This window comes from Paraburkholderia acidiphila, assembly GCF_009789655.1.
In the GTDB taxonomy this organism is placed as follows: domain Bacteria; phylum Pseudomonadota; class Gammaproteobacteria; order Burkholderiales; family Burkholderiaceae; genus Paraburkholderia; species Paraburkholderia acidiphila.
Map to the genome: position 1 here is coordinate 332700 of NZ_CP046911.1, position 19340 is coordinate 352039.

Annotated in this window: 15 protein-coding genes; 7 read left to right on the forward strand and 8 right to left on the reverse strand. The window is 62.6% G+C overall.

Annotation, left to right across the window (positions count from 1 at the left end; translation table 11 throughout):
- Nucleotides 1–7 precede the first annotated feature (7 nt).
- Entirely contained in the window at nucleotides 8–1177 is a 1170-nt protein-coding gene (locus tag FAZ97_RS25730) for a hypothetical protein (RefSeq protein WP_158761333.1), read from the forward strand.
- A gap of 37 nt (nucleotides 1178–1214) precedes the next feature.
- Here FAZ97_RS25730 and FAZ97_RS25735 read toward each other — a convergent pair whose 3' ends face one another.
- Nucleotides 1215–5072, reverse strand: a complete 3858-nt coding sequence (locus FAZ97_RS25735) for a patatin-like phospholipase family protein (RefSeq protein WP_158761334.1) — start codon at nucleotides 5070–5072, stop codon at nucleotides 1215–1217.
- Nucleotides 5073–5168: 96 nt separating this feature from the next.
- Nucleotides 5169–5975, reverse strand: a complete 807-nt coding sequence (locus FAZ97_RS25740; RefSeq protein WP_158761335.1) for a M15 family metallopeptidase — start codon at nucleotides 5973–5975, stop codon at nucleotides 5169–5171.
- Between the two features lie 631 nt (nucleotides 5976–6606).
- Here FAZ97_RS25740 and FAZ97_RS25745 point away from each other — a divergent pair.
- On the forward strand, nucleotides 6607–8118 hold the full coding sequence (locus FAZ97_RS25745) for a Dyp-type peroxidase (RefSeq protein ID WP_158761336.1): 1512 nt from the start codon (nucleotides 6607–6609) through the stop codon (nucleotides 8116–8118).
- Nucleotides 8119–8419: 301 nt separating this feature from the next.
- Here the strand turns inward: FAZ97_RS25745 and FAZ97_RS25750 are convergent, their stop codons facing one another.
- From FAZ97_RS25750 to FAZ97_RS25775, 6 genes are all read right to left on the reverse strand, one after another.
- The gene (locus FAZ97_RS25750) at nucleotides 8420–9832 is read right to left on the reverse strand and encodes a purine-cytosine permease family protein (protein WP_158761337.1); all 1413 of its coding nucleotides are present in this window, start codon (nucleotides 9830–9832) and stop codon (nucleotides 8420–8422) included.
- Between the two features lie 94 nt (nucleotides 9833–9926).
- Nucleotides 9927–11396, reverse strand: coding sequence for an aldehyde dehydrogenase (locus FAZ97_RS25755; protein ID WP_158761338.1), 1470 nt, complete (start codon nucleotides 11394–11396; stop codon nucleotides 9927–9929).
- Nucleotides 11397–11408: 12 nt separating this feature from the next.
- On the reverse strand, nucleotides 11409–12446 hold the full coding sequence (locus tag FAZ97_RS25760) for an LLM class flavin-dependent oxidoreductase (protein WP_158761339.1): 1038 nt from the start codon (nucleotides 12444–12446) through the stop codon (nucleotides 11409–11411).
- A gap of 11 nt (nucleotides 12447–12457) precedes the next feature.
- The gene (locus FAZ97_RS25765; protein ID WP_158761340.1) at nucleotides 12458–13435 is read right to left on the reverse strand and encodes a flavin reductase; all 978 of its coding nucleotides are present in this window, start codon (nucleotides 13433–13435) and stop codon (nucleotides 12458–12460) included.
- Nucleotide 13436: 1 nt separating this feature from the next.
- A complete protein-coding gene (locus FAZ97_RS25770) occupies nucleotides 13437–14255 on the reverse strand; it encodes an alpha/beta fold hydrolase (RefSeq protein WP_158761341.1) in 819 nt (272 codons plus the stop codon).
- A complete protein-coding gene (locus tag FAZ97_RS25775; RefSeq protein ID WP_158761342.1) occupies nucleotides 14224–14826 on the reverse strand; it encodes an amino acid synthesis family protein in 603 nt (200 codons plus the stop codon). The genes FAZ97_RS25770 and FAZ97_RS25775 overlap by 32 nt, the downstream gene beginning before the upstream one ends.
- Nucleotides 14827–14978: 152 nt before the next feature.
- On the opposite strand from FAZ97_RS25775, the gene FAZ97_RS25780 reads away from it, so the two are divergent.
- The 5 genes from FAZ97_RS25780 to FAZ97_RS25800 all read left to right on the forward strand — a co-directional run bounded on the left by FAZ97_RS25780 (nucleotide 14979) and on the right by FAZ97_RS25800 (nucleotide 19304).
- Nucleotides 14979–15299 carry a DUF1330 domain-containing protein gene (locus FAZ97_RS25780; RefSeq protein ID WP_158761343.1) on the forward strand — a complete coding sequence of 107 codons (321 nt, stop codon included), beginning with the start codon at nucleotides 14979–14981 and terminating at the stop codon, nucleotides 15297–15299.
- A gap of 82 nt (nucleotides 15300–15381) precedes the next feature.
- A complete protein-coding gene (locus tag FAZ97_RS25785; protein ID WP_158761344.1) occupies nucleotides 15382–16068 on the forward strand; it encodes a GntR family transcriptional regulator in 687 nt (228 codons plus the stop codon).
- Nucleotides 16069–16338: 270 nt separating this feature from the next.
- A complete protein-coding gene (locus FAZ97_RS25790) occupies nucleotides 16339–17220 on the forward strand; it encodes an alpha/beta fold hydrolase (RefSeq protein ID WP_158761345.1) in 882 nt (293 codons plus the stop codon).
- Entirely contained in the window at nucleotides 17213–18181 is a 969-nt protein-coding gene (locus tag FAZ97_RS25795; RefSeq protein WP_199272192.1) for a flavin reductase, read from the forward strand. The genes FAZ97_RS25790 and FAZ97_RS25795 overlap by 8 nt, the downstream gene beginning before the upstream one ends.
- A 91-nt stretch (nucleotides 18182–18272) precedes the next feature.
- Nucleotides 18273–19304, forward strand: a complete 1032-nt coding sequence (locus FAZ97_RS25800; protein ID WP_158761346.1) for an ABC transporter substrate-binding protein — start codon at nucleotides 18273–18275, stop codon at nucleotides 19302–19304.
- Nucleotides 19305–19340: the final 36 nt, after the last annotated feature.

Sequence of the window (19340 nt, forward strand, 5' to 3'; positions counted from 1 at the left end):
GACCATCGTGAAGGCGATATACGGCCTGCTGGCCATGCTCTTTCTTGTTGTCGCTTCTTTGGCGAATGCGGCGGACGCACCAGGCGCGACGGGCACATCGACCAGACCGGTCACGTTATACAGGCCGGGACCGGTCGCCCTGGGTGACATTGTTGCCGTGACGATCAAGAAGCAGCCGTGTCAGTCACTTCCGGTCGTCCAGAAATACAGCCTTCTCGTGAACGGCGCGTATACGGGCATCGCCGCACAAGGATGCCGGAACGTGGTGCTGCCAGACGGAAGCACGGCGGGACAGTTGCAGTTTCTCCTGCGCAAGGATTCGGACCCGCCCGCGCCGGAAACCGCCGCCGCGTGGCGTACGCTGATTGGCGAACCGTGGCAGGGGCCGGGAACGCCTACGGAACGCGAGATTGCCTTCGGTGTTTCCGATGAAGCCGGCAACGAGATCCCGTTGGTGGACGGTACCCAGACATTTCGCTGGTCGCCGGTATGGAAGATGATTGCAGGCGGCGCGGTGTTCGTGGTCGTGATCTTCGTATTCGTATTGCTCGCGCGGAAAACCGCCTTGCTGCGCGACGTGGGAAGCACGACCTCGGTTCCGCTGGATCAGCGAACCTTCAGTCTCGCCCGAACGCAGATGGCATGGTGGACATTGATCATTGTGGGGTCCTACATTTACGAGTGGCTCGCCTCCGGCGTCATGCCGCCTCTTTCGGCTCAGGCGCTCGCCCTGATGGGCATCTACAGCGTGTTGACCGTGGGGTCGCGCAGCGTCGACCTGGCGCGCGATACGCAATTCCCGCCATCGGCACCGCATTTTTTTAGCGACCTCGTCAGTGACGAAAGCGGCGTAGCGATCCATCGGCTCCAGATGCTCATCTTCACGGTCATCGTCGGACTGATGTTTGTCTATCAGGTCCTGACAACCGTGTCGATGCCCGCGCTCGAACCCTATACGCTCGCGGTCATCGGCATCAGCGGCGCAACCTATATCGGTCTGAAATCGACTGAGCCACAGCCCAAGCCAGTGGATGGCGCACAGCCGGCAACACCCGCCGATACGCCGGCGAGCAACAGCAACGGCATCAAAACCGGCTACGCCGAGGGTGACGCCACGCAGCAGGCGGGTGCGCAGGAGGTCGAGGACGACGTCAAGGCGGCGTATTCAGCCGGTTGAGGTCCGGCGGCGCACGGCGAAGTCGGCGAATGACGGTCTACTCCTTGTCCGGCAGAGACGGGAAGGGCGCTCCGAACGGCTTCGAAGCGAGCATGTACCATGAGCCCCGGAAACCGCGCTGATAGCGTCCCGCATCGGCAGGAAGGTTCGAGACGACGACGCACGCCGACTGTTTTCGATTCGCATTCGGGCCGCGGCTGATCTCGCACCCTTCGGATGTGGCATGGCAATGAACGCCATAGCGATCGGCGGCGCTTACGCCCGTGTCTTCCTGGTAGCAGTAGGCGGGGCTTGGGAGGGTGGTGGTCACCGCGGGCGAGGGCGGAATCCATACTTCGATCGTGCGCGGACGGCGCGGCAATTTGGCGGAGAGTTGCTGCAAGGCCCACGACTGCGGCGCGTCAAGCGGGCTCAGATGATTCGCGCAGGTTTTCGCGTCGTCGAGATGGTAAATCACGGTCGGCCTGTCGTAAGGGCGCGGCGCCTTTCGCCCGTTGCGGCGAGCGGTTTCCAGAACATCTTCGACTGGCGGGACCGAAGCGCCCAGCGCGCGCCATGTGTCGCCGAGAGCTTGCACGCGGTCGCGCAATTCGGGGCCGTAGATCTGGATGTAGATCGTCTGTCCGGCACAGGGAAGGCCGCCATCGGACGCGGTCTGCGCTGTCGCCACGGGTACGGGCGGTGCGGCTGGCGGCGGTGCCGAGGCAGCCGGCGATTCGCTACCGCCAGCGAGCGCGGCGGCGTGCCCGGGTGACGCCGCCTGGGCGGCCTCGGGCGAACTGGCCGTTTCGCCCTGTTCATTCGCGCCGGAGTCCGGCGCGCCCGACGACGCCAAAGCTGCGCTCCCCGCTGGCGACCACGAAGCGTGATACGGGCAGTTGACCGCCTTGATGCCGCGCTTCACGTCGGCGTCGTTTTCTTCTTCGTAGCTGCGGATCCAGTATTGCTGCTCGCAGCGTTCGCGCGGTGCGCTTTGCAGGCAAGTGGCGACCTTGTTGTCGTCGATGAGCGCATCGCAGGCCGGATGCTTTGGCGTCGCATCGCGGCAGGCTTTTTTCGTGTCCTCGAGCATCAGCAGGATCAGCGGCGAAGTCTTGAAGGCCTGCGAGTTCGATTTCGAGCATTCCACCTCGCCAATGCGCAGAAACGCCGACGCCATTTCGCCGAGATGGGCGTCGTCGGGCGCGATCGTTGCCTGACCCGATGGCGCGAACTTGCCGAAAATCTCAGTCAGCTCCTTGAATGCCGCCGGCTGAATGTGCGTCTCGCTGTCGCGCGTCTTGAGTTCCGCATCGACGGCCTGCCACGTGGTGAAGCCGAGCGTGCCGATGGCGCCCACGCTGAACGACGCGGTCACCGCGCTCGCGGCCGCGATGCGCGCGGGCATGCGCTTCATCTCCGGCGCGGGCCGGTGAGCACCCGTCGCTGGCTCCGTGGTGTCGCGATCGTCTTCGAAGTACTTCGTCGCGAATCCGGCGATATCGTCGAGCACGGCCGCATTCAGATGCAGACCCAGTGTCTGCCCGAGCCGGAAATAGCTTTCCCACTGTGCCTCGCTAAAAAGCTGGTCCGTCGTCGACTCTTGCGGAAAGAGCGGATTGTCGGCCTTGAAGTTGACGAGATCCACGGGCATGTCCGCGCTGATGTTGGGTTTCACGACAATCACGTGCCCGGTTTGCCCATGATCGCGGTAGGTCACGCGGGCCAGCGCGAGACACGTGGAGCCTTCCGGCGAGGCGATATCGTCGATCGATCCGAACCTCGGAATCGCGTGGGCCAGTTCGGCCTTCGGCCGCAAAAAGGTGATCTCGGTCTGCAGATCGATGCGCGCCTTGCGAACCAGGTTCTCCAGATCGCGGAAGCTGTATCGCGCGTCCGCGCCGCAATCGGCCATCACGATCAGTTCGCACTGCTCCTGAAGCAGGGTGTAAGCGCCCGTGTTCTCGAAATGTCCGCCGTCGCTCAGATATTGGTACCGGCTGCTCTGGCCGTCGAAGTGACCAAAGAGCTCGGCGAAGAACTGACCGTATTTGGGCGACAGCACGCGCTGCCAGCGGCTTTTCCGGGTGTCGCCCGGGCCGCGCGGCAGACTATCGCCGTCCCACCAATATCCGAGCCGCAGTCCCGCGATCATCGACAACGCCGCAAGGCCTGGCCGCGTGTTCATGCCGAGTCCGGGCCCGACCGCCGCGCCGGAGATCGCCATCCATGAGCCGAGGCTCGGCGCGCCGGCTGCTGCCATCCGTTGCCACGGCCCTCGTCCGACGCGGCAGTGGCCGCTGGGTCCGATCGTCATCAGCAAGCCCTTGCGATCCTGATTGCACAGGCCTCCGCGCGGGTCGCGCGTCTGGTTCAGGCAGACATTGATGAGATGGACCGGGCCGCCTGCCTCATGCGGCGCGTAGGCGTGGATGCTCACGTCATCCAGCGGGTGCACCTCGTCGACGGCCGAGGGCTGCGCGTTCTCGCTCGGGTGAAGCGGTACGGCCGCCGTCGCGTCGTTCGAGCGGGAATCGAAACGCCTGGGATTCGCCGCGCCGAGATAGCTTCGCACGAGCCGCGCTCGATAGAACGCGTAGAGCGAAGACCGGTTGAGTGCATTCGAATCGCTCGATGTCAGCAGCACGACTGCAAGGGCGGGTCCGCCGATGATGGCGAGCCACTGCGTGGCCGACGCGAAATCCAGCGCGATCATGCCATCGCCTGGAAAGAGTGCAGTCATGGCCGCCCGATGCACGAGGCTGACCCAAAACACCACGAGCAGGATCAGCAGCGCCAGTCCCGCCAGATTGACGAGGTCGAGAAGCCGGGCGCGCGTTTGCGGCGCGAGATTCTGCGGCAGTTCCGCCAGTTTGGGCAGCAGCGCGCGCAGGACAACGGCTGTCACGGCGATGCTCGCCCCGGCGGTGCTCTGGCCGTCGAGATCGCCTCTGGCGAGCCACCATGCGAGCCCGTCGATGATGCCGAGCGCGATGACGGCGAAGATGATCCGCAAATCGAGTGCAAGCCATCGGGTGAACCGGTTCCTGAGATGCTCCGGCTCGCGCGAGCCCGTGTGCCGCAGTATCCACGCGAGGACGATACCGACGATGCATGCCGCCAGCAGCGCGACGATGCCCACGAACCATACGATCGGCATGCGTACGCGGTCGAAATACATGCCTCGTCCCTGCTCGTCGGAAGCGAAAACGCCAAAGTGGAACATGGCGTAGATCGTCGCCGCGCAGGCGAGGGCGACCAGCCCATGCCGGGCGCTGAAGTTGGCGCTCTTCTCTTCCGGCGCGGCACCGTAAGCGAAAACCAGCGCGGCTCCGAACCAGACCAGTAAGGGCAGGAGGATCCATATGGTCGGCCAGGGCGAGACGGCGGCCAGCGTGTCCGTCGTGATCCACGACGGGGCGCGACATGAGGCGCCGGACGAAATGCAATCCGCCCAGCCCCACATGGCGAGATCCATCCCGACGAGAAGGCTGCCCAGCACAAGGCTCAGCACGGCGAGGTGCGCGTGTACGGTGAGCAGCGCGCGGATGAAATTCGCGACGGCGAACAGGATGTCTCTCGTGCCACCTGGAATCAGATACCGGCCGTTCGCCCGCAGCCAGCCGGAAAAGCGGCGCGCGTCCATGTCGGCGAGCGCCTGTTCGACGTCGAGCGGCGCCTTGTCGCATTCGCCTGCATTCTGGAAGAGCTTGCCGATCGTGGCGCCAATGTAGCCGCCGCCCGATACGGTGGACATCAGGTCGAAGCGGTGAAACACGCGGTTTTGCGCGAGCGCGTTGAGCAGGCCGGCACAAAAGGTCGCGCTTCGTATGCCGCCGCCCGACAACGCGATCCCCCACGCGCCGCGCCGATCGTCGCGCTTCGGGTCGCCAATGCGCGCTCTGCGCGCACGCATGCTGACATCGATGACACTGTCTTCCTCGCCTTCTAGTGGCTCTCGCATCATCTGGATGCTCCCGCTTTGCTCACGCTTCCCGCGCGATTGCGCGCGTCAGACGTGCATGTCGACGTGATCGGGAACGTGAAGCGCGAAATCGGCCGCGACGACGGACATGGCCTGCGCGTCAAGGACGTATTCGGACTCGTCCTGCTTTTGAGCCAAGTCCTCGACATGTGCGAGCGCGTCGTCGAGGCTGGCGTCGTTGATTCCGAGCTCCGTGAGCGCGGTGCGTGTCTTCGCGCCGATCGCGCCGTCCAGATTGCCGATCACCTTGCCGCATCGAATGAGCGCCGCCTGAAGTTGGGCTTCCTTTTGCGCCGAACCGAATCTGTCGACGCGAACGCCGAGCGCGAGGATCGCGGAGGCGGCTCCGGCCGCGTAGGGATAATCGAAGTTGTCGCCGTGCTTCGCGTCGTAATAGTCGATCACGCGCTGATGGCTGCCCCGGCACTCGAAATGCCATGCTTCGCTCGCGCTCGAATTCGGCGTCTTGATGATAGGGTTGACGCCGTGCGTCTTCGCCAGCAGCCAGAACTTGTCCAGATCCATGTTCAGGTCTTTGAGGGAGAGATCCATTGCGCGTCCGGCCTCGTGGAAGCTGCCTCCGGGCGGCGGACTAAACGCGGACTTCTTCTTGTTCGCGTAGTCGAGATGCGCCTGCAACTGCATTTCGTAGCTGCGGAACAGGTCGGAAAGCACGAGCCGCCCACCGAGTTTAGCGAGGTCGCGCGACAGCGCGGCGAGCGCGGCTGCCATGTCCGGCGTCGCGTGCGCGAGCCTTTTCGGCAAGGGCACGGGCGCACCTTGCTTATTCTTGTAGATGGACGGGATATCGATATCGACAAGTGGCGTTTTCACGTGATCTCCTGAGGACTGCTGCATACTTTTTCTGAACCATTCATCCATCGATTCGTCTTTGGGAGCGGCTTTATTTCATTTCACGGGATGATCTGGCTGCGGAAGTTGGCTTTTCGCTTTGCCAATTACGAGGTTAGGTGGAGTTAAGGTTGAGGAAAGGTTTCTGTAAATGGAAATGTGCGCTCGCGCACAAAAGAAAGCCGCTCAGGCAAGCGTGGGACGCTGCGTTAAGCGTTTTTCATTAAAAATAAGTGAATAACCAATTAAATATTTTGAAAGAAAAGTTATTTAACAACGCGTGGATTGTGCGGTTCCGAACACAGTGAACCGGTTTTCTGTGAATGGCGCCTCGCGTTTTTCTAATCTTCTCGTCGAAGACAATCCAAAAAAATCAAGACCAGGCCACTGGCGGAGAGGGCTCCAGACTGCCATATCTGTCCTCGGTGCGCGCGCAACACGCAGGCGGTTTTGCGTGTTGTGTTGACAGGGGGCGGACCGCACGGCGCAAGCGCTATTGCTCATCGAGCGCGCTTCTCTCGTCTCTCACGTTGAGGTTCAGGTTGTGGCGGCGGAGCGATCTCTTCTCCACGCCAGTCTTCGTCATTTTTTCGGAAACTTTGAGGAGAGGAATATGGCACGCGATCTGAACGCAGAACCTGCGTTACCGACGGACGAAATTCAAGGCGATATTCTGGCCGGTCTCATTAAGCAAAACGAACATCTTCTGTTCTTCAAGATATCGGATGTGAAGCGTTTCAAAACTTTCCTTCATTCGCTGCATCTGACGAGCGTTGACGAAACGCTCGCACAGGAAGAGATGATTACCAAGAGCAAGAACGGCACGCGTCGAAAACTGCTGCCCACGCCGGGCCTCAATATTGCCTTCACATTCTCTGGATTGACTGTTCTTGGCGTTCGCAATATCGACGCGGCGGCGGCACAGGCCTTCATCGAAGGCATGGGCAAGCGCGGCGAGAAGATGACCGATCCGCCCACCTCGTCGTGGAGCATCCTGCGCCCGGACGCGAACCTTCATGGGGTGTTCATCGTGACCGGCGCAAGCAGTGCTGAAATCGCGGATGTCATCTCCCTGCGTCTTGCTCCGCCGAGCGAAAACGGCTGGATGCTTCTGCACACCGAGGAAGGACAGGTGCGTCCTGCGCCTGTCGCCGGTCACGAGCATTTCGGCTACGCGGATGGCGTATCGCAACCGGGTGTGAAGGGGAGAACCACGGCCAATGTTGCACTCACGCCTACGGCCAGTGGTGCGAAGCCCTCGGAAGGTCAGAAAGGCCAGGATTTGCTGTGGCCAGGCGAGTTCGTCTTTGGTTATCCAGGCCAGAACCCGAAGGCCGCTTCGCTGGAAGTCAAGGGAGACGTCAAGGAGGCGCCCTCGCCGTTCATGAAAAACGGTGCGTATCTCGTGTTCCGGCGTCTCGCGCAGAAGGTTCCTGAATTTAACCGCTCCGTAAAGCTCGCCGCCCAAAGCATTACTGGCACCGCCAATCCGATGAACCCGGATTTACTCGGCGCGCAGATGGTTGGGAGATGGAAAAGCGGCGCTGCCATGATCAAAGCGCCACTCGGCGACAATCCCGCCATTGCTGACGGGACGCCCGATGTCAACGATTTCGAGTTCGACGACGACCGGCAGGGCTTCAAGTGCCCGTTCGCCGCGCATATCCGCAAGGCGTATCCGCGCGACGACGTTCCAGGCAACCCCAACGCCAAGAGCAAGAAGGAAATCGACGCGGCGGAAGCGTTTACGCAGTCTCACCGCATGCTAAGGCGCGGCATTGCTTTCGGCCCCGAGGTCACTGAGCAGGAGGCGCTCAATGAGCAATCGGCAGGTGGCGCCCTGTCGCGCGGTTTGCTTTTCAAGTGCTACATCACGTCGATCGAGAACCAGTTCGAGTTCGTTCAGCAATCGTGGGCGAACAACGGCCAATTCTCACAGCCAGAAAGCGGTATCGACCCGATCATCGGACAGTCTCATGAAACGCACCGCTTCTTTGCCGGTGCGGCGCCAAAGTCACAAACGGCGGCCGATAAACCACAACTTGAGCTGGAGAGCTTTGTGAATCTTGAGGGGGGTGCTTATTTCTTCGCTCCCAGTATCAAAAAGCTGCACGAGATTGTCTAGGCAACGATGCATCGGTGCGGTCGCGAGGGGGAGTCCCGTAAGGGGAGGGGCGTTTCAGCGTATCCGCATTCTGCGAATCAGACCTGAAACGCCGCTCCCCTTAACGCTTAGCCTCGTGTGATCGAGTGCCTGAAGACGGGAAAATCTCGCCGTCGATATCGATGCGGGCAAGACCTTGCTCGTCTCGCTGCAGGGCCAACGTGCGGACGTCAACGTCTCGCGGGCAAACGGGGTCATCCGATCCATCCGGGCTTGCGTCAACCTTAGAGGTTGCGCAGGCCGATTCGCTGACCGACGCCGCTCAGTCGGCGGCGCGTACACCCGCCGGAGCAGCACGAGGCGAACGCGTACCATCCTTCGAAGCGAACACGTAGTAGCTCAGCGCGGTCGCAACGAGGCCAACCATCCAGGAGACATCCGCATCGCCCACGATGGACGCGAAGGGGCCGTGAAAATAGGTTGCGGCCATGAAAGGAACCTGGACAGCAATGCCGAATAGGTAAATGGCGATGGCCTTGAAATTGAACGATCCGTACGCGCCGCCCTTGCTGCTGATGATTTCCGCGACCCGGTAGTGCCGGTTGTTGACGAGATAAAAGTCCACCAGATTGATCGCCACCCACGGTGCGAGAACGATTTGCATCGTGAAGATCGCGTTCAGGAAGATCGCGATGAAGTTGCTCGACGCCCACAATGCAGTGACGGTGGACGACACCAGCAGGACCGTCGACACGACGATACGCACGTTGCGGCCGGGCAGCCAGTTGGGACGGAACGTTTGCGCCGCGGTGATCAGCGACAACACCCCGCCATACAGATTCATGCCGTTGTGGCCGATGATGTTGACGAGAAAGAGGAAGATCAGAACGTAGCCAAACACGCCCGTTTGGGTGCGGATGGCTTGCATAGCGTCGGTCGCGTGGCCCGTGCTCACCGCGAGCACGCCAAAGAGGAACGCGAAGATCGTGCCGAGCGACGTGCCGAAGTACGTGAACGCGAACGTCTTCGCAAACCCCGTCGTGGTGGGAAGATAGCGGGAATAGTCGGAGGTGTAGGGCGCGAAGCTGATTTGCCACACCGCGCACAGCCCGAACACCGCGAACCAGTTCGCGGCATCGAAATGGCCTTGCCGGAGAATCTGCGCGTTAAGGCCAGGCGCCATCATGATCATGCCGATCAGCAGCGCGCCGCCCATGAACCATGCGCCCACCTTGTTGAAGCGGTGGATGAAGTGATAGCCGATCACGCCGACGAGCGTCGCGAGAATCGCGCCGAGCACGGTACCTACCGGCACTGGCACGGCAGGGACCGCGGTGTGGAGCGTCTTGCCCGCGAGAATGATGTTCGAGACGAAGAAGCCGAGATAGATCAGCGTGGTGAAACTGACCACGAGCAGGGAGCCGTAGCGGCCGAATTGCGCGCGGCTTTGAATCATCTGCGGCACGCCGACGAGCGGGCCCTGTGCGGAGGTGAGGGCGTGGAAAATGGCGCCGAAGAATTGCCCGGCCACGATGGCGAGAATCGCGCTCATCACGTCGAGATGAAAGACGAGTACCGAAGTCGCGCCGGAAATCACCGCAAGTGGCGCGACATTCGTGCAGAACCACAACGTGAACAGATCGACAGGCTTGCCATGCCGGTTCTCGGGAGCGACATACTCGATCGAGTTGCTTTCAATGGTCAGAACGCTGTTGTCGTTCGCCGGGTTTTTCATAGTGTCTCCATCTTTATTGCACAGGCTGAGCCGCGCCGCGAAAGTGGTGCGGCTCAGTCCTTAACGGCTTTGCAGCTGTACGGCAGGGAACGACTCAGCGCATCACGAACGGATCGCTGATCGGCTCGTCCGAAGTGCGAAGCCACACGGACTTTGTGGTCGTGTATTCGAGCGCGGCAGCCATGCCGCCTTCGCGGCCGTGCCCGGAAAGCCCGAACCCGCCGAACGGCACGAGCGGCGAAACCGCGCGATACGTGTTAATCCAGACAATGCCCGAGCGTACGCGCCGGGAAACGCGGTGTGCGCGGGTGAGGTTGGTGGTGAAGATACCCGCGGCGAGTCCGTAGGCAGTGCTATTCGCCTTCTCGATGGCTTCCTGTTCGGAAGAGAACGTATCGACCGAAAGCACGGGTCCGAAAAGCTCGGTCGTGATGCTGTCGGCGTTGCTCACGCCCGTGCAATCCAGAATCGTGGGCGCATAGTAGTAGCCCTCGCGCTCCAGCGCCTTGCCGCCGGTGAGCACCCTGGCACCTTGATTCACGGAACTCGCGACGATCGTCTCGATGTTGCGCAGTTGCCGTTCGGTACACAGCGGGCCGTATTCCGTCGTCATCTCGTTGGGCGAGCCCACACGAATGCGCGAGACGCGCTCCACGAGCAACGCGAGAAACGCGTCCTTCACGGACGCTTCGATCAAAAGACGCGAGCCCGCCACGCAGCTTTGGCCGCTGGCCGCGAAAATCGCCGCGACCTGCGCATTCACCGCGCTCTGGATATCGGTATCGGCGAACACGATGAAGGGCGACTTGCCGCCCAGTTCCAGCGAGACCTTCGCGAGATTGTTCGACGTGTTCCTGACGATATGCCGCGCGGTTTCGGGACCGCCCGTGAAAGCGACCTTGTCCACCATGGGATGGCTGCTGAGCACCGCGCCGCATTCCGGCCCGAAGCCGGTGATCACGTTAACGACGCCCGGCGGAAATCCCGCCTCGTGCACGAGTCTCGCGAATTCGAGCAACGGACCGGGCGCTTCCTCGGAAGCCTTCAGGACAACTGTGCAACCGGCGGCGAGCGACGGCCCGAGCTTCACGGCCGAAAGGAACAACTGGCTGTTCCATGGAACGATGGCGGCGACCACGCCAACGGGTTGCCGCTCCAGCCAGACCTGCATATCCGGCTTGTCGACGGGAATGTGGCTCCCTTCGATCTTGTCGGCAATGCCGGCGTAATAGCGGTAGTACTCGGCCACATAAGCGATCTGGCTCGACGTCTCGCGAATGATCTTGCCGGTGTCGTTGGTTTCAATTTCAGCGAGTCGCGGCGCAGCCTTTTCGACGAGCCCGGCCAGCTTGTGCAGCAGCTTGCCGCGCGCCGAGGCGGTGAGTCCGGCCCACGCGGGATCGGTCAGCGCGCGGTTGGCCGCCTCGACGGCCCGGTTGACCTGCTCCGTGCGCGCTTCGGGCATCTGTGCCCACACGTTGCCCGTAGCCGGGTTCACGCTGCCGAACGTCGCGGCGCCCGGTTCGAACTGGCCGTCGATGTACAGCTGAAAATGAAAATCCATGGAATCCGCCCCTTACCTGAATGCAGGCATGACGTCGTTGATCATGCGCTCGAGCGACGCCTTCTTGCGCTCGAAGCTCATGCCCGTATCGATCCAGAACGAGTACTCGTCGAAGCCGAGTTTCTCGTAAGCCCGCAGGCGCGAGATCACTTCCTCGGGCGTGCCGATGACGTTGTTCTTGCGCATGGCTTCCGGCGTGTAGAACGGATGAGCCGCGATTTCTTCCTTCGTGAGCGGCTTGATCATGCCGCGGTTCACGGGCCGCTCGTTCTTGAACCACGCGCCGAAGTAGTTGTAGAACGTATTCACTTCGTCGGCGGCGATCTGCGCGTCGTCTTCGCTGCTCGCCACATACGTGTGGCGCAGCAGCATGATCTGCGGGCGTGGCACGTTGCGGAACTTTTCGCACGCGGCCTTGAAGTGGCCAACGAGCTTCTCGACTTCTTCGTCGCCGAAATGCAGCGGCGTGACCTGCACGTTGCAACCGTTGGACACGGCAAATTCGTGGCTGTTCGGATCGCGCGCGGCCACCCAGATCGGCGGATGCGGGCGCTGCAGCGGCAGCGGCGACGACGTGGTCGAAGGGAATTTCCAGAATTCGCCTTCGTGCGCGTAATCGCCTTCCCAAAGCTTCTTCACGGCCGGAATGAGTTCGCGCATGCGCTGACCCGCGCCCCACGCGTCGAGCCCCGGCATCAGGCGTTCGTATTCGAACGAATACGCGCCGCGAGCGATGCCAATATCCAGACGGCCGTTCGAGATGATGTCGGTCATCGCGGCTTCGCCGGCGAGCTTGATCGGATGCCAGAAGGGTGCAATGACCGTGCCCGTGCCGAGCCGCACGTTCTTCGTCTTGTTCGCGAGGTCGGCGATGTTGAGGAACGGATTGGGGGCGATCGTGAAGTCCATGGCGTGGTGCTCGCCGGTCCAGATCGCGTGCATGCCGCCGCGATCGGCGATCTGGCACAGCTCGACCATTTCGTCATACAACTGCTTCTGACTGGTCTGGTCGGAGACGCGCTCCATGTGAACAAAAAGCGAGAATCGCATGATGTAACCTTTCAGGAATGAAGCGGGCGGACTGTGCCGTTGCTATGGTCGCCGAAATACATGCCGTAGCTCTTTAATTCGCTTTCCTTGCGGTAGCGTTGGAGCATGCTGGCGAGTGCGCTGTCCTGGAACGCTTGCGTTTCGACGTCTTCGAGGCTGATGAATTGACCTGAAGTGTCGCCCGCAGTGGCGAGTTCGTCCGGCGCGCTGCACAGGAACGAGATGTACTGGTAATGGGTTTCGGTATTGTTGTAGACCGAATAAATGAAGCTTGCCGAAGCGTCGGGCTGGTACCTCGCGAAGATCTCGGCGAGCGCCTTGTCGGCGCCTTCCTTGCCGATCTCCTTCGAAGGCAGTGCCCATTTGCCGTCTGGCGTTTTCACGAGCAGCACCTTGTCTTCGCGCGCGATGATCGCGCTCACTATGACCTTCGGGCCCGCGATGACCTCCGCCGATATCTTGGCCGGCGTGAAATAGCCGCCGCGATAGTAGCCAAGGCCTGCGAATCCCGCGGAATGAAACGCCTCGACCTTGCCAACGATGAGCGCGTGATCGCCCGCGTCGATGACCGCGTGCGTCGTGCAGTCGAACCAGGCGCTCACGTCGTTGATCAACGGGTTGCGGTTGGCGCTCAGTTGCCAGCTCACGTTGGCGAAGCGGTCGTCGCTCGGCCGCGCGAACGTGTTGGACAGATCCTTTTGTCCTTCCGCCAGGATGTTGATAGCGAAGTGGCCCGCTGTCGAAAACGTCTGGTAATTGCTCGATGTCTTCGCAATGCTCACCAGCAGCAAGGCGGGGTCGAGCGAAACGGACGAAAACGAATTGGCGGTGAAGCCGAGCGGCTTGCCGTCGTCACTCGCGGTGGTCACGATCGTCACGCCCGTCATGAATGCGCCGAACGCGTCGCGCAGCTCGCGCGTGTTGATCTTCGCGGCTTCCCGCAGTTGGCTCGCTTGCTGGCTCGCTAATTGGCTCGTTTCCTGGCTCATCTCACACTTCCACTTCGTGGTTTTCGACCTGCGGCTGCGTCTGCAACCAGGCACGCAGCGCGCGATTGACTTCGTCAGGCGCAGTCAGACTCACCATGTGGCGTTCGTTTTCGATCACCACAGCCGTACCGCTGTGCGCGGCTTGCGCCATTTGCCGTGCCATCTCGGGCGTGGAGTTCGGATCGTCCGAACCGGTAAGCACGAGGGCAGGGCAGCGAATCGTGTGCCAGCTGTCGGCATAGACCTCATCGCCGCCGGCAAACGCCGTATAGGCCGTGGCATAGCCCGCGAGGTTCACCGATTTCAGCCACGACTCGACCCTTTGTGCCGCGATCTGTTGCGCTTCCTCGGCGTTGAACCAGCGCCGCAAAGGCGTATCGACGTCGATGGTGCCCGAGCGCAGCTCGGCGGCGCGCTGCAGCACGGCGTCGCGCGCCTCGCTCGAGCGCCGGTACACACCATTCAGGACTGCCACACGCTTGACCAGATCGGGACGCGTGACCGCGACGCCTGCCGCGATCAGCGAACCCATCGAGTGTCCCGCCAGATTCACGGGGCCAATGTCCAGCGCCTCGATGAAACTCGATGCCCACTCAACGAACTGCGGCAAACCGGCGCCCGCTTCGAGCGCGTCGCTCCCGCCGTGGCCCGGCATATCGACCGAAATCACGCGGAATTCGGACGAGAGGGCTTCGATCTGCGGATACCACGCGCTCGCCTGCATGCCCACGCCGTGGATCAGGACGAGCGGTTCGCCCGAGCCCTGGTCCAGATAGTGCGCGACGCGCTTACTTGACAGCTGCAGGGTTCTTGACGTCATTTCCGAGCTCTGCGAGGTCTTTGTAGCGGTCGCCAATGCGGTGATGCGGACGGCCGCCCGTTGCGGCGCCAATGGCGATGACGAGTTCGTCGGCGGCCGGCGCATCGGCAATCGAGAACTGCAGCGTTAGGTAGTGCGAGCGGCGGCCTTCGTCGTTCTTGTCCATCATCGGGATCAGCAGCGGGGCGTTGGCCGGGCCGCGCGTGTTGTTGAACGCGAGATACGACTTCGCGCCCACTGCCGAGCGGTACGTGTTGCCGAAGTGCAGCGTGTGGATCAGTGCCGACGCATGCTCCAGTTCGCCCGAAAGGCCGACGATCGCGCTCTTGCCGAACGCTTCGACCGCTTCGCCCGAACCGGCTTCGTCGATGATCAGCTTCGTGAGGTGTTCGCTCAGTTGAGGTGCGAGCGCGCGGATCTCGGGCGAAAGGTCTTCCACGTAGCCGCGGCCCGCCCACGGGTTCTTGATCACCGCGACCGCGCCGATCATCTTCAGCGGCTTCGCAGCGGCCTTGTCGCCGTCTACGAAGACGTTCTCGACATGGAGGATGGATTTGCGAATCAGGCTCATGGCAACTTCCTTCGTACGTTGATTGTGTGAGGCATTGTGGTATACCATGTTACGGCATGCCATGAGTGTTAACCCGAGGAATCGCTGCAAGGCCCTTCCGGCAAGGCATTGCCGGGTTTTTGTCCCATTCGGGAAAGTAAAAAGGAGGAGAGATGACTGCCTACTGGATCGCCCACGTCACCGTGCTGGACCCGGTGAAATACAAGGACTACACGGACATCGCGCCGCTGGCGTTCAAGAAGTTCGGTGCCGTATTTCTCGCGCGTGGCGGCGCGGCGCAGGTGCTGGAAGGCGAGTCGTTCGCGCGGCACGTCGTGATCCGGTTCCCCGACATGCAGACGGCGCTCGACTGCTATCACTCGCCGGAGTATCAGGCGGCCAAGGCGAATCGCGACGGACACTGCGTGGCGCAGATCACGATCGTGGAGGGGTTGGGGGCTGATTCAGTGCTTGCGCTGGGCGACAGACAGTAAGCAGGACGTCGGTTGCGTCATAATATGGCATTCCATGTCCGCGCCTTGAGCGCGGGCTTTCGTCCCTCTCCTGTTGCCGCCTATGCAAGACCTCAAAATCGACCGCAATGCCAAGACCCTGCGTGAACTCACGCTCGACAAACTGCGCGGCGCGATAGTCCAGGGGTATTTCCGGCCAGGCACGCGGCTCGTCGAACGCACGCTGTGCGACGAGCTTGGCGTGAGCCGCACGGTGGTGCGCGAGGTGCTTCGGCATCTCGAGACCGAAGGCCTCGTCGAGATCGTCGCGCGGCAAGGGCCGATCGTGGCGCGGCTCGATCCCGCGCAAGTGGGCGAGATCTACGAGTTGCGCGGGCTGCTCGAAGCCAACGCCGCTCGCGCCTGCGCCGAAAACGCCACGCCCGAAGTCGTGAAGCAGTTGCGCGACGTCCGCGCGATCATCGAGGATGCGTTCGAGGAACGCGACCTGCCGCGCGTGGTGGAACACACCGAGCGCTTCTATGAAACGCTGTTCGAAGCCGCCGGCAAGCAGGTGTCGCTCACGGTCGTGAAGACGCTCAACGCGCGCATCAATCGCTTGCGCGCGCTGACCATCGCGATGCCGGGACGCGGCGGCGACTCCAACCGCGAGATGAACCTGCTGCTCGACGCCATCGAGCGGCGCGACGGCGAGGCGGCCTCCGCGGCGTCGTTCGCGCACATCAAGCGCGTGTCCGAGCTGGCGCTTTCGGCGCTCGCCCAGCAGAACGAAGGTCTCGGCGACGCCTGACGCCTTAAGGCGCTTGGACAGACTAAAAGGCCGCCGGCACACGCCGGCGGCCTTTTCTTTTGTCTGCTCAATTTGCGAGGGGCTGGCCGGCCCGAACCTGGCCAATGAGCATGCCAGCACGACCATGAGCGATCTCATGGTATTCCATAATACGCAATGCATTGCTGTGGGCCATAAGATGGCATACCATAATCTCATCGATCGTGATCTGCGGTCCGAACCCGCCGATTCGCCCGATGAGCCCGATCTGTCGGATGGAGCCTGAATTCCATGAAGTCTGATTTCGCCCCCGAACATGCCGCTACGCGTACCCAGCGCGGTCAAACCGCGGGCACGTGTTACAGCGTGTACGCGCCGCAGTCGAGCGCCGCGTGCGAAACCGTGGTGCTGATCCACGGCGTGGGCATGAACCAGAGCGTATGGGCGCCGCAGATCGATGCGTTGTCGGAGTCGTTTCGCGTCGTCGCCTACGACATGCTGGGCCACGGCGAGAGCGCGCTGCCCAGCGCCGAGCCCACGCTCGATGAATACGCCGCGCAGCTCGAAGCATTGCTCGACGCCATCCACGTCGAGCGTGCGCACGTGGTGGGGCATTCGATGGGCGCGCTCGTCGCGCTCGAATTCGCACTGCTCAATGCGCCGCGTACGTTGAGCGTGGTCGCGCTGAATGCGGTGTACGACCGCACGCCGGCGCAGCGCGAAGCGGTGATGACGCGCGCCGCGAGTCTCGGCGGCGCGCCTGCCGCGAGCGGTGTGGACGCGACGCTCTCGCGCTGGTTCGGCGACCCGATTCCGGGGCATCTGACCCAGGCGGCGCAAGCGGTGCGCGCGCTGCTGCTGGCCGTCGACCCTGTGGGCTACGCGCGCACCTATCGTCTTTTCGCGTGCTCGGACGACGCGCATGTGGGGCGCCTCGCGAATCTCGCGGTGCCTGCACTCTTCCTCACCGGCGAGTGCGATCCGAATTCGAGCGGGCAGATGTCGCACGCGATGGCAGCGGTGGCGCCGCGCGCCCGCGCCGAAGTGATTGCGAAAGCGCGCCACATGATGAACGTCACCGATCCGGAGCGCGTCAACGCAAGCCTGCTCGCGTTCCTCGCCGAAGCATCCGCGGCACATGCCGCAGCAACCACAGGAGAACGCCATGGCTGAGCTGATGACCGCCGCCTCCACGCAACCGGCTTTCGATACCGCGGAATTTCGCCGCGCGCTCGGCGCGTTCGTGACGGGCGTGACCGTCGTCACGACGATCCAGCCCGACGGGGCGCCGCGCGGCTTCACGGCCAACTCGTTCACCTCGGTGTCGCTCGACCCGCCGCTCATTCTCGTGTGCATCGCGAAGACGGCGTCGAGCCATGCGGTGTTCTCGCAAACGCGCCGCTTCGCCGTGAGCGTGCTCGCCGAAGACCAGCAGCAGGTTTCGGGCGTGTTCGCCTCGAAGGCCGCGGACAAGTTCGCGCAGGTGCCCTGGAGCACGCGCACGACGGGCGCGCCCGTGATGGACGGCGCCGCGGCGAGCTTCGACTGCACGACGCATCAAGTCGTGGACGCGGGCGACCACATCATCCTGATCGGCCGCGTGGTGGACTTCGTGCAGACGAATTCGACGCCGCTTGGCTACTGCCGCGGCGCGTACGTGAACTTCAGCCTCTCGCAGGACGCGCTGGCCGCAGCCGGAGTGCGCGCGAAGGTTGGCGCGATTCTCGAGCATCGCGACGGGCTCGTGCTCATCGATACGCCCAATGGCGTGGCGTTGCCCACGGGCGTCAAGCTCGAACCGGCCAGCGATTGCGCGAGCCTGCGCGGCGTGCTCGCGAAGCTCGGCCTGCGCGCGCATCTCGACTTTCTCTTCGCCGTGTTCGAAGACTTCAGCGGCAAAGGGCCCGCCGAGCATATCTATTACCGCGGCCGCGTGATGCAGAACGCCTCGCCCTGGCTCGACAGCAGCATCCGCATCGTGCCGCTCTCGCAGATTCCCTGGGACGAAATCGGCGACACCGCCGTGCGCTCGATGCTCGAACGCTACGTGCGCGAGCGCAAGCAGGACGCGTTCGGCATTTACGTGGGCGATTGCGAAGCCGGCACCGTGCAGCCGCTCGCCCTCGCGCATTGACAGCGCCACACAGAACACAACCATGAAGCCGGCGCGTTTTCGCGCAGCCGGCCTGACGAAGCGACAACCTACCGTTTCCCCGGAGACAGCCATGAGCAGCAGAAGGACCCCGTTTATCGCACCGTTGTTCGTTGCGTGCGCAACGACACTTGTCGCCGTGCCGGCACTGGCCGCAGACCCCATCGTCTTCACGAGCTGGGGCGGCACCACGCAATCGTCGCAACAGAAGGATTGGGCGCAGCCGTTCACGCAGGCGAGCGGCATCACCGTGCTGATGGACGGCCCGACCGACTACGGCAAGCTCAAGGCGATGGTCGACAGCGGCAACGTGAGCTGGGATGTCGTGGACGTGGAGGGCGACTTCGCCTATGCCGCGCAGAAGGCCGGGCTGATCGAGCCGATCGATTACTCGGTCGTGAAAAAGGACGAACTGGACCCGCGCTTCGCTTCGCCGGATGCGGTGGGCAGCTTCTACTACTCGTTCGTGCTCGGCTACAACAAGGCGAAGTACACGGGCGCGCAGCCGCAAACGTGGGCGGATCTCTTCGACACGAAGCGTTTCCCCGGCAAGCGGACGTTCTACAAGTGGTCGGCGCCGGGCGTGCTGGAAATCGCGCTGCTCGCCGACGGCGTGCCGCCCAGCAAGCTCTATCCGCTCGACCTCGACCGCGCGTTCAAGAAGCTCGACACGATCAAGAGCGACATCGTGTGGTGGAGCGGTGGCGCGCAGTCGCAGCAGCTGCTCGCTTCGGGTGAAGCGCCGATCGGCATGTTCTGGAATGGCCGCCTGCACGCGCTCGCGCAAACGGGCGTGCCCGTTGGCATTTCGTGGAACCAGAACCTCACCGCCGCCGACATGCTCGTGATTCCCAAGGGCGCCAAGCATCGCGACGCAGCCATGAAGTATCTCGCTGCAGCGACAAGCCCGCAGGCCCAGGCCAAATTCGCGGCCGATACGGGTTACGCGCCGATCAACGTGAAGTCGGCCGCACTCATGTCGCCGGCCATGGCGAAGACGCTGCCCGATCAATACAAGGAATCGCAGATCAATCTCGACATGAAGTACTGGGCCGAGAACCGCGACGCCATTGCGAAGCGCTGGTACGCGTGGCAATCGAAGTAAGCATCTCACGACGTCGCGAACCGGAGCAACAGGAGA

Coding starts and splice junctions, on each gene's coding strand:
- FAZ97_RS25780 (WP_158761343.1), top strand. CDS start 14,979: ATGACTGCCTACTGGATCGCCCACGTCACCGTGCTGGACCCGGTGAAA.
- FAZ97_RS25760 (WP_158761339.1), bottom strand. CDS start 12,446: ATGCGATTCTCGCTTTTTGTTCACATGGAGCGCGTCTCCGACCAGACC.
- FAZ97_RS25775 (WP_158761342.1), bottom strand. CDS start 14,826: ATGAGCCTGATTCGCAAATCCATCCTCCATGTCGAGAACGTCTTCGTA.
- FAZ97_RS25765 (WP_158761340.1), bottom strand. CDS start 13,435: ATGAGCCAGGAAACGAGCCAATTAGCGAGCCAGCAAGCGAGCCAACTG.
- FAZ97_RS25735 (WP_158761334.1), bottom strand. CDS start 5,072: ATGCGTGCGCGCAGAGCGCGCATTGGCGACCCGAAGCGCGACGATCGG.
- FAZ97_RS25795 (WP_199272192.1), top strand. CDS start 17,213: ATGGCTGAGCTGATGACCGCCGCCTCCACGCAACCGGCTTTCGATACC.
- FAZ97_RS25800 (WP_158761346.1), top strand. CDS start 18,273: ATGAGCAGCAGAAGGACCCCGTTTATCGCACCGTTGTTCGTTGCGTGC.
- FAZ97_RS25770 (WP_158761341.1), bottom strand. CDS start 14,255: ATGACGTCAAGAACCCTGCAGCTGTCAAGTAAGCGCGTCGCGCACTAT.
- FAZ97_RS25750 (WP_158761337.1), bottom strand. CDS start 9,832: ATGAAAAACCCGGCGAACGACAACAGCGTTCTGACCATTGAAAGCAAC.
- FAZ97_RS25790 (WP_158761345.1), top strand. CDS start 16,339: ATGAAGTCTGATTTCGCCCCCGAACATGCCGCTACGCGTACCCAGCGC.
- FAZ97_RS25755 (WP_158761338.1), bottom strand. CDS start 11,396: ATGGATTTTCATTTTCAGCTGTACATCGACGGCCAGTTCGAACCGGGC.
- FAZ97_RS25745 (WP_158761336.1), top strand. CDS start 6,607: ATGGCACGCGATCTGAACGCAGAACCTGCGTTACCGACGGACGAAATT.
- FAZ97_RS25785 (WP_158761344.1), top strand. CDS start 15,382: ATGCAAGACCTCAAAATCGACCGCAATGCCAAGACCCTGCGTGAACTC.